The sequence below is a fragment of the Acinetobacter sp. YH12045 genome (genome assembly GCF_013419925.1).
GTDB classification, from domain to species: Bacteria; Pseudomonadota; Gammaproteobacteria; order Pseudomonadales; family Moraxellaceae; genus Acinetobacter; species Acinetobacter amyesii.
Genome location: NZ_VOZE01000001.1, coordinates 528343 through 551273, shown reverse-complemented (window position 1 = coordinate 551273; position 22931 = coordinate 528343). Strand labels below are relative to the sequence as shown.

Genomic DNA, 22931 nt, shown 5'->3' with positions numbered 1-22931 from the left:
CAATAAGATATAGAAGGTTGTTATTCTATAGAAACTTAGTGATAAAATTAAGAAAAATAATACTTATAGTTTTGTTAACTATATTTTCTATATTCTTCTTGGTTTTGTATTGCTTGGATTTGCAAAACATAAATATAGATATATATTTTAATTTATTTATAAAATTTTTTATTGTAATGGGTATTATTTATTACTTTAAAATTGATCATTTTTTTGCAAACAAATTAGCTTTAGTGGTTTGTAACATCCGTTTTTAATAGACCTATAAAAACTTTCAGCTATGGAAAAAAAAGGGCATTTTAACCAAAGATGATTATATATATACATGCGCGATCTGCTGGAGACAGTGCTAGAGCAGTTGCAAAAATCAGAATTAGATCATGATGAAGAATACGATACTAAAATTATTGTTTGTCCGGCTAGATCATCACATAGCGTACCAGATTTCGGCATAACGTATATTATGTTCATTAGGATACTTCACTGGAGAGATTCACCATAATATTAATCTCTCCAGTGAAGTTGCGCCAACGGCTGAGTTATGTAGGGCGCAATCTTGGATATCTTATTTAACATAATATACATTATACGAAATGCTTCAACTTTATTTACTAAGATGATGATTCACAGCTCTTGCACATAAACCGTATTCAAATTGCTATGATCCTAAGCTACGCTAAAAATAAATTTGTCCTGACACAATCCTTAGACAAGAAAAAGCCATAACAATTGTTATGGCTGTTCACATGTATTTCTATATTTAAATCAGTCTTCTGTTTTCCTGATTGTTAATTTAGGAAGATTTCATTTCCTCACTGCTAAATGCTTTTGTCTTTCGCTCTATTTGATCCGGCTTTAAGAATGATGATGCAATAATCGCAATCACTGCAAAGCCTGAAATATACGCAATAATTAAATTTGGGCTTCCATTACCAATACTTAGCAATTTCGTCGCGATTAATGGTGCTAAACCGCCACCTAGCACGCCTGCAAATTGAACTGAGATTGAAATACCGCTATAACGTATTTCTGCTGGAAATTGGCGCGAAAATAACTGTGACTGCGGCGCATACATCAAAGGAAAAACCACACCAATACCAATCACAATGGCCGTCCAAACCAATACTGGATCTTTAGTATTTAACATCGCAAAAAATGGATAGCTGTATAAAGCCAGTACGCATAAACCAAATCTAAACATGTTTTTTTGCCCAACTTTATCAGACAAATGTCCAAAAATTGGCGTAATAACCATGATGACTGCAGCACCACAAATCGTTGCAAACAAGATATCTTGCCTAGGAATATTTAGCTGTGTGGTGGTATAGGCTAAAGCAAATGTCGATGCCAAATAGAACCAAGCATTTTCAGCAGCTCGAGATAAAATAATCGTAATCAACTGCTTAGGATGATTTTTAAACACTTGTTTTGCTGGAACTTTAATTGATTTGGTTTGCGCTTTAACTTTTTCAAAGTCTGGTGACTCAGGCACTTTTACTCGGATATACCAACCTACAGCCAATAAAATAATGCTGGCTAAAAATGGTAGACGCCAACCCCAGCTAAATAACGCTTCTTCAGGTAACATTGAGACTAGACCTAAAGCCACGGAAGCGAGCAATAAACCACCACCTGTACTTGCTTGCGGCAAACTTCCCCAAAAGCCTTTTTTACCCGCTGGCGCATGCTCTACCGCCATGAGGACTGCTCCGCCCCATTCTCCACCCATGGCCATGCCTTGTATAAATCTTAAAATAATTAAACAGACCGTTGCCCAATAACCAATGGTTTCGAAAGTCGGTAACAACCCAATCATCACAGTAGGAATACCCATCAACATTAATGTGACCAATAACATTGATTTACGACCGATTTTATCGCCGAAATGACCAAAAACAATTCCACCAAGTGGTCGACCAATAAATCCTACAGCATAGGTAGCAAATGCTGCCAATACGCCCGTTAACGGATCAAGATTTGGAAAGAAAAGTCGATTGAAAATGAGTGCTGCGGCAGCACCATAGATAAAAAAGTCATACCATTCGATGGTTGTACCCACCATGCTGGAAATACCCGCTAAACGATGCGAGGACTTAGCTGGTGGAGCTGTGTTTCCCTGTACATTTTGCATTGTTATCTTCCTTATTCTGCAAGATATTTCTATGTTGCATTTTCACGATGCTTGATTTGTGTGATGATTTTCTTCATGAAAATCAATATTTTTAGATATCATATGTGTTTAATTTACGCTGAGTCACTTCTTCATATCTAATAACAAAATGAATATGAATATTGACCAAGGGTTTGAACCGTTAAAGTTTTTTAAATCACTGATTAAATAGATATTTCCTCCAATATTTTGTCTAAAGTCGGACTAGACTGTTGCCACTTTGGCTGTTTGTCTTTATCCACAATTAATGCGCGCACACCTTCAACAATATCCCCATGTTGAAACCAAACATCTTGCAAATGTCGTTCAATTTGCATGCATTGCTTTAGTGAAAGCCCACGACCTAAATGCTGGAGTTGTAAACTGATCCTTTTCGCAATTGGAGAGCGTTGTTCCAATGTATTCCGTATTTTTAACGCCCACACTTGAGCATCATTATGCTGTTCATTTTCAAGACTATTTTCAATGGCATCAATGCTCTCAAAACCAAAATGCTTACGAATTAAATCTGCATTTTGACTAAGTTCACTTTCCGCTGGTCGAGTAATATATTTCGCAATCAATTGTTCAATATTTTCCTTACTTAGTTGCTTAGAATTTCTTAAATCTTCTTCTAATTGAACAAGTTGCTCACTCGGAACATGGTAGTCAATCAAATCTAGATACAACGCATCACTGGCACTGATTTGATCGCCTGTAGTTGCCATGTACACACCAATATCATCTAAACGGGATAAAAAGTGTGTCGCAGCCACATCTGGGAAAAATCCAATGGCAGTTTCAGGCATGGCAAATCTAGACTTTTCGCTGCTGACAAGCACATGACATGCTTGGGCTAAGCCAAATCCACCGCCAAGTACATAGCCATCGAGTATGACAATAATGGGTTTTTCATACGCACGAATGGTATTCAGCATTTCATACTCAGCTTGAAAATAAGCTTGATGATCATCTCTACCATTCATATAACTATCATAGAGATAGCGAATATCTCCACCTGCACAAAATGCTTTGGGACTATTTGAGCGAATAAGCACGGCATGAATATTGGTTTGATCAGCCCATAGTGCTAATTGCTGTTGAATCCCCTGAATCATTTCCAAAGACAAGGCATTTAAACTTGCCACGCGATCTAAACTGATTTGGCCTAAATGTCCATGTTCTTCAATCATTAAGTTATTTGTACTCATATCCATATAATCCTTTTTTATTTTAATTGTCTTTAAAATTGGCTTGGCGCTTTTCAACAAATGCTTGCATGCCTTCTTTTTGGTCTTGAGTTGCAAAAATCGAATGGAATGTTCTACGTTCAAAACGTAAACCTTCTTGCAAACTGACTTCAAATGCACGGTTAATTGACTCTTTGATCATCATGGTTGCGACTACAGATTTTTCGGCTATTTTTTCAGCAGCTTTTAAGGTTTTTTCGACCAACTCCTCTTTAGGGAAGACTTGAGCAACTAAACCACTCTGCTCTGCTTCTACTGCGCCCATTTGTCTCGCAGTCAGACACATTTCCATTGCTTTGGCCTTACCAATAGCAAGCGTTAAGCGCTGTGTCCCACCTATCCCTGGGATTACTCCCAAAGTCACTTCTGGTAAACCGAATTTTGCATTATCGGCACAGTAAATAAAGTCGCACATGAGTGCTAACTCACAGCCTCCACCTAACGCATAACCACTGACAGCTGCGATTAGAGGTTTACGGCGCTGAGCAATTCGATCTGCCAGATGAAAAAAATCATCCAAATAAATATTCGGAAAACTCAGTTCAGCCATTTCTTTAATATCTGCACCAGCTGCAAAGGCTTTTTCTGAACCTGTAATAACCATACAACCGATGGTGGGATCTCGATCTAGATCATCCAAGGCAGAATTAAGGTCTTGAATTAATGTACTATTTAACGCATTTAAGGCCTGAGGACGATTTAAAGTAATGAGTCCAACACCATTGTTCTTTTCGAGTAGAATCGTTTCAAATTGCATGTGAGATCCCTATATATATTCAATATTTATGAGTAGGCTTCATATCTGAAGCCTTTTCGTTTAAAGGTCTTAAAGACAACGTTATAAGCTGCGGGCAATTACTAAACGTTGGATATCACTTGTGCCTTCATAGATTTGGCAAATACGTGCATCACGATATATACGCTCTATCGGGAAATCTTTGAGATAGCCATAACCTCCAAAGACTTGTAATGCTGCGGAGCAAACTCGTTCTGCCATTTCAGACGAAAAAAGCTTGGCCATAGACGCTTCATTTAAACAAGGTTGTCCTGCTTCTTTTAAACGTGCCGCGTGATAGACCAATTGGCGTGCGGCCTCTATTTCTGTTGCCATACTTGCCAATCGGAACGCAACTGCCTGATGTTCAAAAATTGGTTTACCAAAAGTAATACGCTCTTTGGCATATCGGGTTGCTTCTTCTAATGCTGCACGTGCAAGACCAACTGCTTGCGCCGCTATACCAATACGACCGCCTTCTAGATTTGATAAGGCAATTTTCAAACCTTCACCTTCTTTTCCTAACATTAGGCTTTCATGCACACGCACGTCTGTGAGTGCAATTTGACAAGTATCTGAGGCATGTAATCCAAGCTTTTCTTCAGTACGAATCACTTCATAACCGGGTGTTTCTCTTGGGACAATAAAAGCGCTCATGCCTTTTTTCCCTGCACTTGGGTCAGTCACAGCAAAGACAATAATGACCCCTGCATTATGTCCCGAGGTAATAAACTGCTTAGCACCATTAATCACCCATTCATTGCCATCTTTTACTGCACGAGTTTTAATGGCAGCAGCATCTGAACCCGTATGTGGCTCAGTTAATGCAAATGCACCGATCATTTTGCCTTGTGCTAAAGGCACTAAATATTTCTGCTTTTGTTCTTCTGTGCCAAATTTAGCAATAGGAACACAGCCTACCGAGTTATGTACACTCATAATGGTTGAGGTTGCCCCATCGGCCGCGGCAATCTCTTCTAAAGCCATAACATAAGCAAGATTACCTGTGTCTGAACCACCCCATTCATCTGATACCAACATACCCAATAAACCCAGTTCCCCCATCTGCGCTAAAGCCGCTTTGGGAAAGGTACCGTTTTTATCCCATTCAGCCGCTTGAGGTTTAATTTGTTCCTGTGCGAAACTGCGTGCCATGTCCTGAATTAATAATTGTTCTTCGGTAAATTGCATCTTATCTTCCTGTACATCAATCAATTGCTTTCATCCAGTTTGAAAATGACTAAAACTGAATGAAAGCTTGATTTTGATCCTGATTGTTCGGCATTCATTTAGGGTTAATCGTTGCGTCATTTAACTTGCATGCTGCGTAGATTGTTTTGCAATCTCTTGATTTCTTAATAAGAAACGCTGAATTTTTCCACTTGGAGTCTTCGGCAGTTCTTGAACAAACTCCACCAATCGTGGATAAGCATGTGCAGATAAGCGCTTTTTCACAAATTGCCCTAGTTGCTCTGCTAACTCTTCTGACGCTGTGACATGCTCAGCTAAAATCACAAAAGCTTTTACAATTTCTGTCCGATCCGGATCAGGTACACCAATGACCGCAGCTTCAATCACTGCATCATGCTCAAGTAAAGCGCTTTCAACATCGAATGGCCCGATACGATAACCTGATGTTGTAATCACATCATCATTACGACCAACGAAGCTCATACTGCCATCTGCGTGTAATTCTGCGGTATCACCCGTGAGGTAATAATGCTTTACAAAGGGTGACTTACGACTTTCTTTATAGCCACCAAACCACATCATCGGTGATTGACTGATATCGACAGCCAGTACTCCTGGCGTTCCTGCAGCTAGCTCTTGCCCTTGTTCATCAACAACCGCCACGCGATATCCCGGACTGGCATAACCTGCGACACCTGCGCGAATATCATGTTGTAAACCATGGTGATTACACACCACCATACCAACTTCAGTCTGACCATAATGGTCAAAGATCGGTGCATCGAGGACTTGTTTAAACCAACGGAACACTTCAGGGTTAAGCGGCTCACCAGCGCTACTGACGACTCGAAATTTCCCTTTGAGTTTTGCCATTTGTTCAGGATCAGCTGCCATCATCATCCGATACGCTGTCGGTGCGCCTGCAAGGTTCGTCACTTTGTAGTCATCTACGATCTGACACAAACTATCAATGCTAAAACCACCTTCGTAAAAGAGTGTTGCATGTCCAAGTAAAAGTGGCCCAGTAATTCCGTAATACAAACCATAAGCCCAACCCGGATCGGCAATATTCCAAAACGAATCATCTTCACGTAGCCCTACCGCATTTTTCATATATTGACCAAAAGCGATCAAAGCTTTAAGCGGGACTTCTAAGGGCTTTGCAGGACCTGTAGTACCTGAAGTAAACATCAAAAGAAATGGATCATTGATGCTCTGTAGGACAATTTCACAATCTGTAGACTGTGCGTTTACTTCATCCCAAAAGTTTAAATCTCCCTGTTGAATCCCTTGACCAGATCGATCTGCAACAGTAACGATTTGGGGACAACGTGCAACTTCATCTAATTTACTGCGATTACCAACATCGCTAATCACCAATTTGCTTTGTGCAAGGTGTAAACGATGTTCAATGGCTTTGGGGCCAAAGGCGGTAAATAGCGGTTGATATACAGCACCTATTCGCCAAGCCCCTAAAATCACCACAAGTAATTCAACTGTACGGGGTAATAAACCCGATACACGATCACCTTTTTGCACACCCTGTGACTTTAAAAAATTGGCAAATTGGCTTGACCACTGTTGCAGCTCTGCAAAGGTATATTGTTCTTTCCGCCCATCTTTGCCCTGCCAATACAGTGCAACCTTATTTTGATCAATCGCATGACGGTCGCAGCATTCATAACATGCATTTAATTGCTCTAAAGAGCCTGATAACATTTCTTTGGCAGCATGATTTAAGTCAAATGCCTTTGCAACATCTTGATAATTCGACATCTTCTCTACCTCAGTCTCAATTTATTGTTATTCCGACACGAGTGTTAGTATTTTTAGCCATCCCTAGGCTAGATTGGTATTCAAAGCGATTAAGCGTCCTTAGGTAAGTATTGCTGCACGATGCTTGAAAAATCTAAGTGTGCATTACCTTGTAAACACAGCTGTTGATACATCTGCTGAACCAGTCCGCCTAAAATAATCGGCTGTTTGACTTGTCCTGCGGCTTCTACAGCCAGTCCTAAATCTTTCAACATCAACTGCGTTGCAAAACCATCGGTATAGCCGCGTCCTGCGGGTGCATTTGCTGAAATACCCGGCCATGGATTACATACATCCGAACTCCAGCAACGTCCACTCGAACTATTCACCACACCTGCTAAGGCTTGAGGATCAATCCCTAGACGCGCACCGAGCGCCATACCTTCAGCAACGGCTGCCATAGAAATACCAAGAATCAAGTTATTGCAAATTTTCGCAATTTGACCTGCACCCACATCACCACAATGCACAATGTTTTTACCCATGTGGCCCAATACCGCTTTGGTTTTTTCAAAGGTTTGATCATCCGAACCGACCATAAAGGTTAATGTACCTGCCTGAGCACCAATAGTTCCGCCTGAAACAGGTGCATCACAGATTTTTATCTGATGTGCAGCACCTGCCTCGGCTATGTCCTTAATGGTTTGCGGATCAATGGTACTGCTATCGATACATAAGCTTCCTGCTTTCATTACCGCTAATACACCATTTTCTCCCAAATACACTTCTTTGACATGCTTGGCAGCAGGCAACATGCTAATCACAACATCTGCTTGTTTCGCTGCATCTTGTGGGCTTTGGCAAACAATGCCACCTGCTTCAGTAAAATGCTGAATCGCAATTTCGCTTAAGTCGAAACCGTAAACCGTAAAACCTGCTTTGAGTAGGTTTTGGGCCATTTTTCCGCCCATGTTTCCTAAACCGATAAAGGCAATATTCATCCTTGAACTCCTAAATTAACGTAGGTTAATGGTGGTATTCACTTCACCTTTTTCTTGTGTATCTTCGAACCAACGACTGGTGATCGTTTTGGTTTGTGTATAGAACTGAACTGCTTGCTTACCATATGGACCTAAGTCCCCCAGTTTTGAACCACGCGATCCTGTAAAGCTAAAGAAAGGAACTGGTACAGGAATTGGAATATTGATACCCACTTGACCAATATCGATATCGCTTTGGAATGTACGAGCGACTGCACCGCTTTGTGTAAATAGTCCAACACCGTTGCCAAATGGATTGGCATTAATCAATTCAATCGCCTGCTCCAGAGTATCGACATGAATAATGGCTAACACGGGCCCAAAGATCTCTTCGGTATAGATGCGCATATCAGTTGAAACTTGATTAAAAATCGTTGCTCCGACAAAGTTTCCTTGCTCATAGCCAATGACTTGAACATCACGACCATCCAGCAGCAACTCTGCACCTTGCTCTACACCGCTTTGAATTAAATCCAGTACACGTGCTTTTGCACGAGGTGAAATGACTGGGCCAATATCGGTATTCGGTTCATGCCCTGCATTGACCTTCAGCGTTTTGGCTTTTTCAACCAGTTCATTAACCCATTCTTTACTTTCACCAACCATGACAGCAACCGACAAAGCCATACAACGCTGACCCGCCGCACCAAATGCTGCACCAACGAGAGCATTTAAAGTTTGTTCTTTATTGGCATCTGGCATCACCACCACATGGTTTTTAGCCCCCATCATCGACTGCACACGTTTTCCATGCTGTCCTGCAAGGTTATATACATGTGTACCAACAGCCGTAGAGCCCACAAATGAAATGGCCTTAATAGCTTGATGTGTGCATAAACGATCAACAACATCCTTACCACCATGCACTACGTTTAATACACCTGCTGGAATACCGGCTTCAATCGCAAGTTCGACAAGCATCATGGTCGATAATGGATCTTGTTCAGATGGCTTTAAAACAAAGGTATTTCCACTGACGATGGCCATTGGGAACATCCACAGTGGAATCATCGCAGGAAAGTTAAATGGCGTAATTCCTGCACATACACCCAAAGGTTGCTGCAAAGTATAGGTATCCACACCACGTGCAACACCTTCTATATATTCGCCCATTTGAAGTGTGCCAACCGAACACGCATGCTCAACGACTTCTAAACCACGTTGAATATCACCTTCAGCATCTGCAAGTGTCTTTCCTTGCTCAGCAGTCAGTACACGGGCAATGTCTTTCATATTGCTACGGATCAGATCTTGTAGCTTCAACATAATGCGCATACGTGCTTGTACGGGTGTTAAGCGCCAAGTTTTAAACGCCTCTTGCGCTGAAGCAATCGCTGCATCCACTTCTTCCATAGTCGCCATTGGAACACGGCCCAAAACCTCTTGAGTTGCAGGATTTAGAATGTCTTGCCACTCTGTAGTGTTTGACTCTACAAATTTACCGTTAATTAATAATTTAGCCGTCGCTGACTGAATATTTGACATTGTGTTCATGACCTCTCCATAGGCATTTATTGTTTTGTACTGACTTAGAAAATATCCAAAAGCCTTATATTTATATTTTCCAATTCACTTCAAACTAGCAAAGAAAATTTTGACTACCAATAGAGATTCACGCACGATTGATGTGCAAATATGCACAGGGATGACAATAACAATGAAAGTAGATTGGGATCATTTACAGTATTTTTTGGTTTTGGCTCGTGCGAAAACCCTAACCAATACCGCACGTATTATCGGTGTTGAGCACAGTACGGTTTCTCGACGTATACATGCGCTAGAACTGGCTTTAGGCACGCCATTATTTAAACGTGAAGCCACAGGTTATGAGCTCACTTTAGAAGGTTTGGCACTGGTTCCTCGCGTTGAACAAATGGAACAGGCTTTTTTACAAATCGAAAAACCTAACCAACCTATGCAAGGTCGTGTGCGAATTGGCACACCCGAAGGGTTTGGAACAGCATTTTTGACACAGCTCTTGGCAGAATTGTCCAAAAAATACCCTCTATTGACTATCGACCTTATTCCTGTCCCGAAAATGATCAAACTTTCACATCGTGAAGCAGATATTGTTATTTCCATCGATCGACCGAAATCAGGACCTTATATTATTACTCGACTGGCAGACTATTGTTTAAAGATTTATGGCAGTAAAGAATACTTAAAAAACACGCAACCCATTCATACATTAGAAGATTTAAAATCACACACTTTTGTGAACTATATAGATGATCTAGTCTATAGCCCCGAACTGTATTGTTTAGAGCGCTTACCTATTCAGCTCAATGCCAACTTTAGAAGTAGTAGTATTTTGGCACAACAAATTGCAGTGAGTGCGGGTGCAGGATTGGCAATATTGCCCAAATTTTTGGCCGAGGAAAAACCCGAATTAGAACAAGTCTTGGCGCAAGATGTTCGTTTTGTGCATACCTTTTGGATGCTGACCCTAGTCGATTTACAGCATGAGCCGCGTATTAAACTGGTTTGGGACTTTTTGAGAAAAAGAACTGACCAATATCATAGTTTATTAATGGATTAAGTCAGGATGGCTTCTTCTAAAATATAACTGTTATAGAAATTTAGATGAATGTTGTATCTATGCTTTCAGGCGATATACCCCAATAATCACCTATAACCACTAGGGATTTAGAGTACATCTTATGAGCAATCAAGAGCCTAAAAAACCGCAAAAATATGCAGACAGTGAAATTTCAGATAAGGCCTTTAAACGTGCCATTATTTGGTTCTCAATCTATGTGCTTTTATTCTGTATTGGTGTAGCGTTTGTCGTTGGTGCAGATAATTCTTATCTACCTTAAGCGATAATCTATTCACTTATTGCAACTCGCTATTGCATGTATATCTTACATTTCATGTTTGCTCATGATCAGTTCATAAAGTATTAATCGGATCATTAGGCCAAATAAATTGGTTTAAATTTGAATTTAAAAAAGCTTGTAAGTCTAGATTTACAAGCTTTTTTGCATTTTTAAAGTGATCAAATTACAGCTATAAAATTACTTTCCCCTCTGAATCGCTTATGCAGGACTCTGTTTTTTTAAACTTGGTGCTGTAGATGCGTTTGAATATATTCACCGTATACCGACATTTTTTCAAAGATGTGTTCTGAATAAAACATGTCTTCTACCAAGACTTGCGCACGGTCAAACTCATATAAACCTAATCGTTGTAAAATTTGCGCATTAATAAACGAAAATTTTTGACATAAATCGATATATTGCTGATCTTTGTCTTTAAATAGCAGCTTTAACATATTGATTTTATTTAGATCAAAGTCAATCGATTCAGCTTTATCCGCCAAGACATGGATTTCAACATCTAAATATTCAGCAAGCTGATTTAATTTTTCTAAGTCGATATGTAGATGTGTAATACAAATAATTTTGGAAACTTTCGGATTACATAAGCTATTGATCAAACTAAAATAGAAGTATTCTGCTGGCGATAGCTGTTCATTATTTAGCTCAATGTAGACATTGAGTCCTGATAAAACATCATCAACTTTAAATGCGCTAAGTTTAGCCTCAGCATGATAATAACGATTCAATATCGCAACATTTTCAGGGCTTTGTGGTGTAGCGTAGATCACCTTCTGATTCAAATTCGCTAAGATAAAGGGTGCAAATAAAAAAGCCGCATTTTCAGCCTTGGCTTGCATATGCTCCTGACAAATACTGACATAGCCCATTTGCTGTACTTGGCGCAAAATTCGACTGCGTAACAGCACCGCTTCTAAATTAGTATGCTGTTGTTGCAGCAGATGCAGCGTTGAATCTGTCAATGGAACATCCACCAGTAAATGTTGTAACAGTTCTAATTCACTGGCTTTAAACATACTCAACTCCCTAACTTCCATACCATTTGACGCCACAAGTGTTGTTGTCAATACACCTTATAAAAAATTCAAGCTTAAAACTAGATACAGTGAATTTGAAAAAACATATAACAGTACAGCCTCATCTGTTATAAAAATATAATGCACAATTAATTTTACTGATATATTTATAACAGAATCTTGTCTTGTTGATGACTATGTATAAATCGGAACAGCTTGCTCAGCACCTACGTCAACTGATTGAAAATGGCACTTTAAAAGCGCACGAAAAGCTCCCGTCTTTACGTGAACAAGTGCAGTTGTCCGGTTTTAGTTTGATCACGGTCATGAATGCCTATCAGGAGTTAGAATCGCGTGGCTTAATCTATGCACGTGAAAAATCAGGCTACTATGTGGCGCAAGGCTTACTCGAAATAGAAGCTGAACAAACTCAAATCGTGTCTTTAAACACCCCCATTGAAATTAACTCTCTGGTCTTTAAGTATTTAAAATCAATACAAGATGAAAAAATCGTTCCATTGGGATCAGCTTTTCCAGCTCAAGACATTGTTTTTTCTAAAAAGTTAACCCAAATCATGGGGCAAATTTCCCGAAATCCCAAAAGTTACGATGCCATTGATAATCTTCCACCCGGTAATTTAGCCCTTCGTAAGTTGATTGCACAGCGTTATTGCATGCAAGGCATTGCCACAGATCCAGAGGATATTGTGATTACCTCAGGCTGTATGGATGCACTGAATCTTTCCTTACAGGCCATTGCGTCACCGGGTGATTATATTGTGTTACAGCAAAATATTTTCTATGGCGCCTTGCAAGCTGCAGAGCGCTTAGGCCTTAAAGTGGTGACCTTACCTGAACATCCACAAGACGGTTTTGATTTAACCGCGTTTGAACATATTTTAAAAACTTATCCCGTCAAGATCTGTTGGTTGATGCTGAATTCACATAATCCTGTGGGCTTCACAGTGAGTGATGAAATCAAGCAAAAAATTGCCGTGCTCTTACACCAATATCATGTGCATTTAATTGAGGACGATGTGTATGAAGAAATGCATTATGCGTCTAAGAAACCTGTTTCAATGAAATACTTTGATCAAAATAATATGGTCTTACATTGCTCTTCTTTTTCTAAAACGTTGGGCGCTGCATTTCGGGTCGGTTGGGTGCACGCCGGTAAATACTCTCAAGCGATTCAACACTTACAACTCATGAGTACTATTTCCGTCAATACCTTATTGCAAAATGCCTTGGTGGAATTTATTTCAAATTATCATTATGAAAAACATTTACGGGTCCTAAGAAAAAGTCTACAACAACACAAATTACAGTTTTACCGTTATTTAGAAAACCGTCTACCGACTGGATGTAAATTACAATATCATCCAAGTGGTTATTTTCTTTGGTTAAAATTACGGGAGAATGTTGAAAGTATGGCAGTCTATGAAGCCTTAATTCAACAGCAGATCGGTGTTGCTCCAGGCCGTTTATTTAACGTATCAGAAGCCAAAACTCAATATATCCGTTTAAATTGTTCCTTTGCATGGAAGGATGAGATTCAACAGGCTTTAGATGCCCTCCTTAGTACAATCTCTGCACTTTCCTCAGATCAGACGAATATTTGACAATTTTTATTGTCATTATTATGCTCAAACAGATATTGTTCAAATACATATATTTGTTGTTGAGATAACAATGAATTCATTCAATATTTACCAAAATTCAAAAAACAAATAGGTTAGTTCATGGAAGATCAAAAACACAGTCAACGCATACATGCCTTTAGTTCGGATGTACTCACAGATCTGGATGCTGTGGGGATTGCACAGCTCATCAAATCTAAAGAAGCCTCCGTGCAAGAAATAACTCAAGCGGCCATTGCACGTGCGGAACAAGTCAATCCGCATCTAAATGCCATTGAACTGGACTGTTTTCAGCGTGCTTTAGAGCAAAATCAATATGTTGAACATGGTCTTTTTGCGGGTGTCCCTTTTTTCTTTAAAGATAATCTAGATTATCAAGGATTGCCCTCACGCCATGGTTCAAAGGCCATAGGTTTAAAACCAGCCGATCGTAATCCTCAAATTAGCCAACAAATCTTAGATCAAGGTTTTGTCGTATTAGGAAAATCTAAGCTCCCTGAATTTGGTCTAAATGCCAGTACCGAATATAAAGATGGCTCAGCCACCTATAACCCTTGGCATTTAAGTTATTCCTGCGGTGCATCTTCAGGCGGTTCCGCAGCTCTCGTTGCAGCCGGTGTAGTGCCGATTGCCCATGCCAATGATGGCGGTGGTTCAATTCGTATCCCTGCTGCATGCTGCGGTTTGATTGGATTAAAGCCTAGCCGTGGCCGTACTTATGACAGTGAAGCAGCAGGCTCTCTTCCGATTAATATCATCAGTGAAGGTGTTTTAACCCGTAGCATACGAGATACAGCGCATTTTTATGCAGGAATGGAGTCAAGTTATTACAATAAAAAACTGCCACGAATAGGCATGATTCATGGCCCTTCTAAACGTCGACTACGCATAGGCTTAGTCCCGCAATCGATTACAGGGCAAATAGATAGCGAAACAACTACAACCTTAATGCATAGCGCAGCACTCTTGGAAAAATTAGGTCATCATGTTGAAGAACTTCAGTTACCTTTTTCCTTAAGCTTTGTTGAAGATTTTAGTGAATATTGGGGGATGTTGTCCTTTTTACTGAGTACCTTTGGCAAGAAAATCTTTGGCGCTGACTTTAATCCAAAAGAGTTAGATCACTTAACCGTTGGTTTATCGAAGTTGTATAAAAAGAACTTTTATAAAACCCCGCTATTTCTGTATCGATTAAAGAAAATGCAGCAACAATATCGTGAAATCTTTAAGCATTATGACGTTTTGCTATCGCCTGTACTTGCACATACCACACCTAAAATTGGCTATTTGTCACCTCAATTACCGTTTGACCAGTTATTCGAACGTATACAGAACTATGTGACTTTTACCCCTATCCAAAATGTGGTGGGTGCGCCGGGTATGTCGATTCCTATGGGAGAAACGCAAAACGACGGACTACCGATCAGTATGCAAATATCAGCCGATGTCGGTGATGAAAAAACCTTGATTGAACTGGCGTATGAAATTGAAGAAGCTCAGCCATGGCGACGTATTCAAGATATGCCTCGAACTGCTTAACAGCCCATGCAAGGATAAAAAAGGGAGCTGATTGGCTCCCTTTTTTATTATCAAATCCGCAGCATAAGGCTTTTCAATTGTTCGCTGTATTTGAATATAAGATGCTTAATTAAAATGATACGTCAGTCCTGCATATACCGCCCGACCTTCACCCGGTGTTAAACGCGCAGGATCTTTGCCGGCATCGTTATAGCCCGGTGTAACGGTAGATGCATATTTTTTATTGGCTATATTTCTAAAATCCAACCACGCCATATATTGTTTTTGTGGTTGTATATAGCCGAATGATGCTCCCCAAATTTGCCAATCTTTTGCATAGAAACTATTGGCATAGTCGGTTGCGACCTTTGCGGCATAAAGTGTATTCACCGCAGCATAAAAGCCTAAAGGATGTTCATATTTCAGTTCAGCCTGATAGATGTGTTTTGGTATACCTGCAAGCTCATTTTTTCCAAATACCGCATCATTTTTATAGTGAAAATCATTCAAGGTATAGGCTTGTTTTAGTTGAACCTGTCCATATGTATCATTTTGCCAAAGTGAACTGTTTAAACCGACTTCAATCCCTTGATGAATGGTGTCTGAAGCATTCGATTCGTAAATTATCGGATTAGGCTCTGGTTGGATTTCAACAGCCAACAGTTCATTTTTAACCTGTGAATAGTAATATGCAATATTCCACTCACCCAGTGCATGTTGACCACGCCCACCTAGTTCAAGAGTATTCGCTGTCTGACTATTCAAATGAATCGGAGCATTTTGGCGTCCCGTCGCTGCGCCACTTTCATCGGGGAACTTTTGATCCGAACCCCAAATTAAAGCCCAAGGATGTGGTGCTTCTAAGCTTCGACTGACATTGGCAAAGAGCTGTGTTTCAGGTTGGATTTGATATCGAAAACCTAGCGATGGCAGGACATTCCATTCACGAATATTTTCTTTATGACTTTGCACAGGCCATGTCACTTCACTTTCACGATGGGTGTACGCCAATGCAACACGACTATCGAGCCAAAACTGTGGGTGTAGTGCCAAGGCATTAGCATAATGTAAAACATAGTCACCACCTTGGTAGGTATAATGCCGCGTTTCTGTACCCGCAGCATAGGCGCCTTGCGCAACACGCAAGCGTTCAACGACCTGACCATCTGGCAAATGCGTGGTACTACGGAAACCTAAAGTATTTTGGCTTTCATGGCCCCACAAGATTCGGTCAAATTGGTAGTTAAATAAGGTACTGATATCGTCATAGTCAACCTCAGTACTATAAAGTCCTTCTTGCAAATCCATCGGATAATGATGATAGGCCAGACCCAACTGTAAGCGATCACCTGTGTCCAAAATCATATTGGTTTTATTCGCCAACCAAAGACTTCCCGGCTGCGGACGATTATTATTCAGCGAGATATTGTGGGCTACTGCTTGTTTTGGATTTTGTTCAATCTGTTGTTGGGTTAGACGTCCCGGGGTTTGGTGTTCAGTCTCTCGGTAACGCAGATAAAAACGTGTATCTAGGTTAGGGTTTATTTTATATCCCACATTGGCCGATAAACCTTTGCTCTGGCTTGAAGCATGATCTTGAAAACCGTCATCATCACTTTGCGTTAAGGAAAGATAATAGTCTAAGTCGCCAATTTGTTGTCCTGAATTGATTTCACTTTTTTGATAACCGTGGCTGCCCATTTCATGATGCACTGACAGTTTTGCTGCATTTTTTCCTGTTGGGCTTGCATAGTTAATTAGACCACCCAAGCTTAATGCGCCACGTGTTAAACCATTAGCCCCCCGTAAAACCTCTATATGGTCTACCCACAGCGGCTCAAGCAGTTCATAAGGTGTTCCTCCTGGCCCTGTAAATGGCAAATCATCTAAGGTTACATACAACCCTGAAGCATGCGCCCCCGGTGCACGATTGATCCCCGAGCCACGTATCGACAGTTTCACCCCTTCATTTCCTGAAGATGCCGCGTAAATCCCCGATTGATTTTTAAATAAATCAGCATTTGTTCGCTTGGGTACATCTTGAATGTCTGCTGCAACGATCGCATTGGTTGCACCATTTACTTTAGTCAATGCTTTTTTTATTTGATCATCCATTGAACTTTGTTCAACGTTAATGGTGATTTCAGGTAATACATTGCTATCTGCAACACTATATTGTGCCATTGCAGTAAGCATCATCAGGCTTAAAAGCTTAAGTGACGTGTTGTTATATTTGGAAAATTGAGGGACATCCATGATTGCGTCTTCTAAGTGAAACGAAATTGACGGCAAGGATTGTAGTGTGTTTTATCGTCATGTATGTATCAAAATATTTCAAAATTCATGATTTTTATCAATATCCTTCTTCGTATTTTTATATTCAAATGATTTGTTAAATGAAATAAAACAGATAATTATATTTTTTAGTCAAAAAATAAAAGTTTCTAAATAAGATAAAAGCCCTCAATCGGAGAAGATCAAGGGCGTGTATGGATTGAGAGCACGTATTGAAAGTTTTTCGGAAAATTAAATGTCAAAACCTGAACATACTTCCAATCCCGCTCTCGTTAAATTGATATTGAAATTTCTAAGGCAATTTAAAGTTAACAATTCTCTGTAACGACATTAGAAGTTATACATCGCGACTGCATCGATTCGATTATCTTCACCTTTAGTACTGCCATTTGGCGCAGCGCCAAAAGCTTCACGTTCACCATAGACATATTCCAGACCTAAACTAATCGGCTTAACAGGGCTGTAAAATACATTTGCCCATGCTTGCCACAAGTTTTTATTGGCCTTGGTTTTATCAACTAATGAGTTGACATAATCTGCATTACCATCTGCTTTCATATAACCATAGCCCAATGTTCCGCGCCATTGTGCTGAAATTTGTTGAGTTAAACCTACTGTAATCGAGTCAAATTCATTGGTGGCGATGATGTCTTTATCCGCATTGGTCACAAAACCTTGGTTGGTCCATGACACAAAACTGCTGTCGCCTTTGACATGGTAATAATCCGCTTTGAACACTGTTTTATCCGTCAAATCTAGTTTTGCGCCCAGACCAAGTCCCCATGCGGTTTCTGTATCCGTATCCGTTTTCTTTTCAGCACCCATCGCACGTGCGCTCAACATGAGTGTATCTGTCATTTTATGGTTTAACCGCGCTGTTAATGCAGGCAAACGCATATTTGAGCTGTCATCCTTAGAATCTTCTGCAGCGAGTACTAGATTTGTCTCTGGACTAAATTTGTGACTATAGCGAACTTGCGGTGTACGTTTAACAGCACCACCGACATAGCCCAATGCATCAATGGTTTCAGGCATATAATCAGGTACAGCAAAGTTAGACCATGTTTGCCCCACCAACCAATCACCATAGGTCAAATAGGCATGACGAATCCGCAGTCCATCATTTGCGCCCAAAAAGTCGACTTCAATTTTACCGCCTACATCGCCCACTTGAGTCGGCGTTTTAAAGTCTAGGCCTAAACGTGTGGCAGCAAGTGTTGCTTTTAAACGATCTGAACTTTCAGCATTCCCTTCTAGCGGAACACTATTCATTTGGTTATACAGGCGAGATAAGCTGCCGCCTTCTGCCTGATAAGATGCATCTGCTCGCACATTGCCATACAAGCTAAACTCAGCACCCGATTTGGTATTTAAACTCAGGCTCGGTGTTTGAGTCGGTTTTTGATTCTGCACAGCAACTACAGGCCCTTGTTTTACGTCTTTGATTTCACTCGACAAAGTGTTTTGCTGTTGAACATATTGCTGCATCATGGCTTTTAATGCTTTGACTTCTTCACGCAACTGTTCAACTTCAGCCTCGCTGACTGCCGCATGTGTCCACATGGGGAAGACAGCTGCACAAGCCAGTAGCATCGGTTTAATTTTAAAGGTTTTTTTGACTAAATTTAGCTTTTGAGTTTTCATCCTGACCTCGATTTGGGCGATGCCCTTTCCTTATTTTTTGTCACAATTTCCCACTAGCCCTCATGCTGTGCATCAGGGCCTGGAAACTAAAATTTTGGGGTAATGTTAAATCTTTAAATACCGGCTTAATTCGCTGGATTTTTAATGGCTTGTGTATTGATCTTTCGTGATTGACCTTGAGTAGATGCCTCTACTGACGCTTGTAAATTCACCATAAAAATTGCTAAAGCAGCTACGACACCCGGAATGGCAATCACCAAGAAGTTCATTTGATGCGGCAAATTCATGGTTAACAGCGCACCAGTAAGTACCGGTCCAACGATTGCACCAATTCGTCCAATGCCCGATGCCCAGCCCATACCTGTAGAACGTACCGTGGTTGGATAGTATTGTGCGACAAAGGTATAAAGTAAGATTTGTGAACCGATGGTAGCTGCACCTGCAACAGCAATTAAGCTATACAGAACCATTTGCGGACTGTTAAAGCCCAGTAAGATTAAAGCCAATGCGCCACACAGGAACATGATGCTCAGTACTTTTTTGATATGGAATCGGTCAGCCAAAGCACCACCACCAATAGCACCTACCATTCCACCAATATTCAGCGCAAAAAGGAAGATCATACTTGCACCAAGTGAATAGCCAGCTTGAATCATCAATTTTGGTAACCAGCTTCCAAGTGCATAAACCATCAGTAAGCACATGAAAAATGCAATCCAGAACATGAACGTACTGAAACTACGGCCTTGTTGAAATAATGCTTTTAATGGAGCTTTGTCTTCTTCAGAAATTTCATTGAGTACAAATTGAGTATCCGTTGTGAGGACATGTTCAGGGGCAATTTTTGAGACAATCGTTCGAGTCGTATCTGTTTGATGCTTCGAGGTTAAATACATCAATGACTCAGGGAGGAATTTCCAAATTAAAGGCAGTGCAAGACATGGAATAATCGCAATATAAAACATGATTTTCCAGCCATATACTGGCACTAACCAAGCTCCCAATAATGCTGAAGCCATACCACCAATGGCATAACCACTAAACATTAGTGCAACCAAGGTGCTGCGTATACGTTTTGGCGCGTATTCTGTCATTAATGCCACAACGTTCGGCATAACGCCACCGATGCCTAGACCGGCAATAAAGCGTAAAATACCAAACTCAACTGGAGTACTTGCAAAAGCGCCGCAGAAGGTAAAACCACTAAAAATACCGACGCAGATCATAATGGTTTTTTTACGACCAATTTTATCGGACAGTGTGCCAAAACACATTGCACCAAACATCATGCCAAATAAAGCCGTACTTGCCAGTAAGCCCGCTTGTACCGCAGATAATGACCATTCTTGCATCAACAACGGTAAGGCAACGCCATAGATCACCAAGTCATAACCGTCAAAAATAATAATCAAAAGACACCAAATCAAAACACCCCAATGAAATGGCGTAAATTTGGCTTCATCAACCAAGGTATTAATATTAATTTTCTGGTTTTGCATAGCCCACCTCCTAATTGTGAAGCTTGTAAAATTCGCTTTTCACAATGAATAAGTCGGTGCTTAATGTCCAAAACCGATTAGGCATGTTTGTATACCTAAAAAGTTGAATACAAATTAATCCCTTGATTCCGCTTTATTTAAATAGATCATTTCATATGTGCAGTTCATCTGAACGTCTAGCGACAACATACTCAAAACACAGCACGATCATATGGAATCGCTTCTAAATCATACACTTGATAAACACTATCAAATAAACCACGAATATCTTCGCTTTCATCCATATTACGTACAGCCATAAATATAGGACTAATCGCGGCTTCATCTAAGATAGGAACAAAGGTTAAATGTGTTAATTGCACACTTTGGGCACTCATTGGGGTGATACAAACCCCTTCGTTCGCCGCAACAAAGCCCAATGCCAGTTGTAATTCACGAACTTCACGTACTTTTTTAGGTTCCAAACCATACTCTGAAAATATGCCACGCACTTGGGTCGAAAAGTTTGGTTTGTTGTGATTTGGGTAAAAAATCAATTGTTGATCAATCAGATCTGCGAGATATACCCCTTCCTTTTTTTGTGCCAATGGATGACTAGCATGTAAGGCTACCACTAAGCGTTCTTCACGCAGTAAAACCCGTTTGATCGCGGGGTCTGAAATACGCAAACGCCCAAAGCCGACATCTATACGACCTTCCTTTAATGCTTTGATTTGTTCTGTGGTGGCCATTTCCTCCATTTCTATTTTTAAATGTGGATGTTGTTGTTTAAATAAATACAAAATATTCGAAAGTAAACCAAACAATAAAGAGCTCACAAAACCGATTGTCACGGTCCGTTCTGTCAAACCGATTCGTTTCGTCATTGATTTAATTTCTTCTGCATTAGACAAAAGTTTTAAAGCATGATGATAAAAAAATTGGCCTGCTTCGGTAGTCTTAAGCGGACGGCTACCGCGTTCAAATAACTGAATTCCAAGCTCATGTTCCAAATTTTGAATCTGCCGACTCAAAGGTGGTTGAGCTATATATAGTTTTTCTGCCGCTTTAGTAAAACTCTGCTCTTCAACCACCGCGACAAAGTATCTTAAGTGTCTTAGTTCCATGGCTATCGATACCTATTAAGTATAATAAAATGCAAATTTGATCTTCGACGTGAAGATTTTATTCTTTTAAGGTATATCACATAGACAGGATTAAGCAAATTTAATCCCATCCAACAGATCAAAGACATCGTGCAGCGCATTACCTGAAAGAAGCTTCAGCCGCTACACGAAACAACTTAAAAAGTATTGTTAGACAACTAAACAAGGAACGTGGCAGCCAAAGACCTCTTTTATCGAGTGATAGCCACCCAAACTTAAATGCATACTTAAGGAGATATAGTATGAACCGTCAAGAGATTGATGTTCTGGTTAAACAAATGAACGTAGATACAGCGACAGGGCCTGTTGACCAACGTGTACAGGAAGTTGTGGTACGTTTATTGGGTGATTTATTCCAAGCGATTGAAGATCTGGATATTACTCAAACTGAACTATGGAAAGGTCTAGAGTATTTTACAGACGCGGGTCAAGCAAACGAATTAGGTCTTTTAGCCGCAGGTTTAGGTTTAGAGCACTATCTTGATTTACGTGCGGATGAAGCTGATGCGAAAGCAGGTATTACAGGTGGTACACCACGTACCATTGAAGGCCCTTTATATGTGGCTGGCGCACCTGAATCAGTGGGCTTTGCTCGTATGGATGATGGTACGGAAACCGATAAAATTCCAACTCTGTTTATTGAAGGTACGGTAACAGATACCGAAGGCAACATCATTGAAGGCGCTAAAGTTGAAATTTGGCATGCCAACAGCCTAGGTAACTATTCTTTCTTTGATAAGTCTCAATCTGACTTTAACCTTCGCCGTACGATTCTTTCTGACCAAGACGGTAAATATGTTGCACAAACTACGATGCCCGTTGGTTATGGCTGCCCTCCAGAAGGTACAACTCAATTTGTTTTAGACAAACTAGGCCGTCATGGTAACCGTCCATCACATGTACATTATTTTATCTCTGCACCAGGTTACCGCAAGCTAACCACTCAATTCAACATCGAAGGTGATAAATACCTTTGGGACGACTTTGCCTTTGCAACTCGTGATGGTCTGGTGGCAACTGCTGTTGATATCACAGACGAAGCTGAAATTGCGCGTCGTGGCCTAAACCAACCGTTTAAACACATTAGCTTTAATGTTGAGTTAGTTAAAGAACAAGCTGCAGCACCAAATACTGAAGTTGATCGTCGACGCGCTAGCGCTTAATTACTCAATCT

Annotated in this window: 17 protein-coding genes; 5 read left to right on the top strand and 12 right to left on the bottom strand. The window is 40.4% G+C overall.

Features of this window, described 5'->3' with window-relative positions; genetic code table 11:
• Positions 1–793: 793 nt before the first annotated feature.
• The 7 genes from FTU02_RS02785 to FTU02_RS02755 all read right to left on the bottom strand — a co-directional run bounded on the left by FTU02_RS02785 (position 794) and on the right by FTU02_RS02755 (position 9654).
• Positions 794–2131: an MFS transporter gene (locus tag FTU02_RS02785; protein WP_180155666.1), complete on the bottom strand. Its 1338-nt coding sequence runs from the start codon at positions 2129–2131 to the stop codon at positions 794–796.
• A gap of 203 nt (positions 2132–2334) precedes the next feature.
• Positions 2335–3360, bottom strand: coding sequence for an enoyl-CoA hydratase/isomerase family protein (locus FTU02_RS02780; protein ID WP_180155664.1), 1026 nt, complete (start codon positions 3358–3360; stop codon positions 2335–2337).
• Between the two features lie 22 nt (positions 3361–3382).
• Positions 3383–4156 (bottom strand): enoyl-CoA hydratase, encoded by a 774-nt coding sequence (locus FTU02_RS02775; protein ID WP_180155662.1) that lies wholly within the window; start codon positions 4154–4156, stop codon positions 3383–3385.
• An 81-nt stretch (positions 4157–4237) separates the two neighbouring features.
• Positions 4238–5365, bottom strand: coding sequence for an acyl-CoA dehydrogenase family protein (locus FTU02_RS02770; RefSeq protein ID WP_180040943.1), 1128 nt, complete (start codon positions 5363–5365; stop codon positions 4238–4240).
• A gap of 120 nt (positions 5366–5485) precedes the next feature.
• On the bottom strand, positions 5486–7141 hold the full coding sequence (locus FTU02_RS02765) for an AMP-binding protein (RefSeq protein ID WP_180155660.1): 1656 nt from the start codon (positions 7139–7141) through the stop codon (positions 5486–5488).
• An 89-nt stretch (positions 7142–7230) separates the two neighbouring features.
• Positions 7231–8121 (bottom strand): 3-hydroxyisobutyrate dehydrogenase, encoded by an 891-nt coding sequence (gene mmsB, locus FTU02_RS02760; RefSeq protein ID WP_180155658.1) that lies wholly within the window; start codon positions 8119–8121, stop codon positions 7231–7233.
• Positions 8122–8136: 15 nt separating this feature from the next.
• Entirely contained in the window at positions 8137–9654 is a 1518-nt protein-coding gene (locus tag FTU02_RS02755) for a CoA-acylating methylmalonate-semialdehyde dehydrogenase (RefSeq protein ID WP_180011812.1), read from the bottom strand.
• Positions 9655–9817: 163 nt separating this feature from the next.
• On the opposite strand from FTU02_RS02755, the gene FTU02_RS02750 reads away from it, so the two are divergent.
• The gene (locus FTU02_RS02750) at positions 9818–10699 is read left to right on the top strand and encodes a LysR family transcriptional regulator (protein WP_078193328.1); all 882 of its coding nucleotides are present in this window, start codon (positions 9818–9820) and stop codon (positions 10697–10699) included.
• 121 nt (positions 10700–10820) lie between these two features.
• Positions 10821–10979 (top strand): hypothetical protein, encoded by a 159-nt coding sequence (locus FTU02_RS02745; RefSeq protein WP_168379604.1) that lies wholly within the window; start codon positions 10821–10823, stop codon positions 10977–10979.
• 239 nt (positions 10980–11218) lie between these two features.
• On the opposite strand, the gene FTU02_RS02740 is transcribed toward FTU02_RS02745, so the two are convergent.
• Positions 11219–12016, bottom strand: coding sequence for a hypothetical protein (locus tag FTU02_RS02740; protein ID WP_180155656.1), 798 nt, complete (start codon positions 12014–12016; stop codon positions 11219–11221).
• A gap of 197 nt (positions 12017–12213) precedes the next feature.
• Between FTU02_RS02740 and FTU02_RS02735 the strand changes: the two genes are divergently transcribed.
• Together FTU02_RS02735 and FTU02_RS02730 are read left to right on the top strand one after the other, a co-directional pair.
• A complete protein-coding gene (locus FTU02_RS02735) occupies positions 12214–13638 on the top strand; it encodes a PLP-dependent aminotransferase family protein (protein ID WP_180155901.1) in 1425 nt (474 codons plus the stop codon).
• A 120-nt stretch (positions 13639–13758) separates the two neighbouring features.
• A complete protein-coding gene (locus FTU02_RS02730) occupies positions 13759–15195 on the top strand; it encodes an amidase (RefSeq protein ID WP_180155654.1) in 1437 nt (478 codons plus the stop codon).
• A gap of 105 nt (positions 15196–15300) precedes the next feature.
• Here FTU02_RS02730 and FTU02_RS02725 read toward each other — a convergent pair whose 3' ends face one another.
• The 4 genes from FTU02_RS02725 to FTU02_RS02710 all read right to left on the bottom strand — a co-directional run bounded on the left by FTU02_RS02725 (position 15301) and on the right by FTU02_RS02710 (position 21718).
• A complete protein-coding gene (locus FTU02_RS02725) occupies positions 15301–17430 on the bottom strand; it encodes a TonB-dependent receptor domain-containing protein (protein ID WP_180155652.1) in 2130 nt (709 codons plus the stop codon).
• Positions 17431–17799: 369 nt separating this feature from the next.
• Positions 17800–19113 (bottom strand): DcaP family trimeric outer membrane transporter, encoded by a 1314-nt coding sequence (locus tag FTU02_RS02720; RefSeq protein ID WP_180155650.1) that lies wholly within the window; start codon positions 19111–19113, stop codon positions 17800–17802.
• A gap of 125 nt (positions 19114–19238) precedes the next feature.
• Positions 19239–20612 (bottom strand): MFS transporter, encoded by a 1374-nt coding sequence (locus FTU02_RS02715; protein WP_180155648.1) that lies wholly within the window; start codon positions 20610–20612, stop codon positions 19239–19241.
• A 191-nt stretch (positions 20613–20803) separates the two neighbouring features.
• The gene (locus FTU02_RS02710; protein ID WP_180107911.1) at positions 20804–21718 is read right to left on the bottom strand and encodes a LysR family transcriptional regulator; all 915 of its coding nucleotides are present in this window, start codon (positions 21716–21718) and stop codon (positions 20804–20806) included.
• Between the two features lie 281 nt (positions 21719–21999).
• Between FTU02_RS02710 and catA the strand changes: the two genes are divergently transcribed.
• Positions 22000–22920, top strand: a complete 921-nt coding sequence (gene catA / locus FTU02_RS02705) for a catechol 1,2-dioxygenase (protein WP_180155646.1) — start codon at positions 22000–22002, stop codon at positions 22918–22920.
• Positions 22921–22931: the final 11 nt, after the last annotated feature.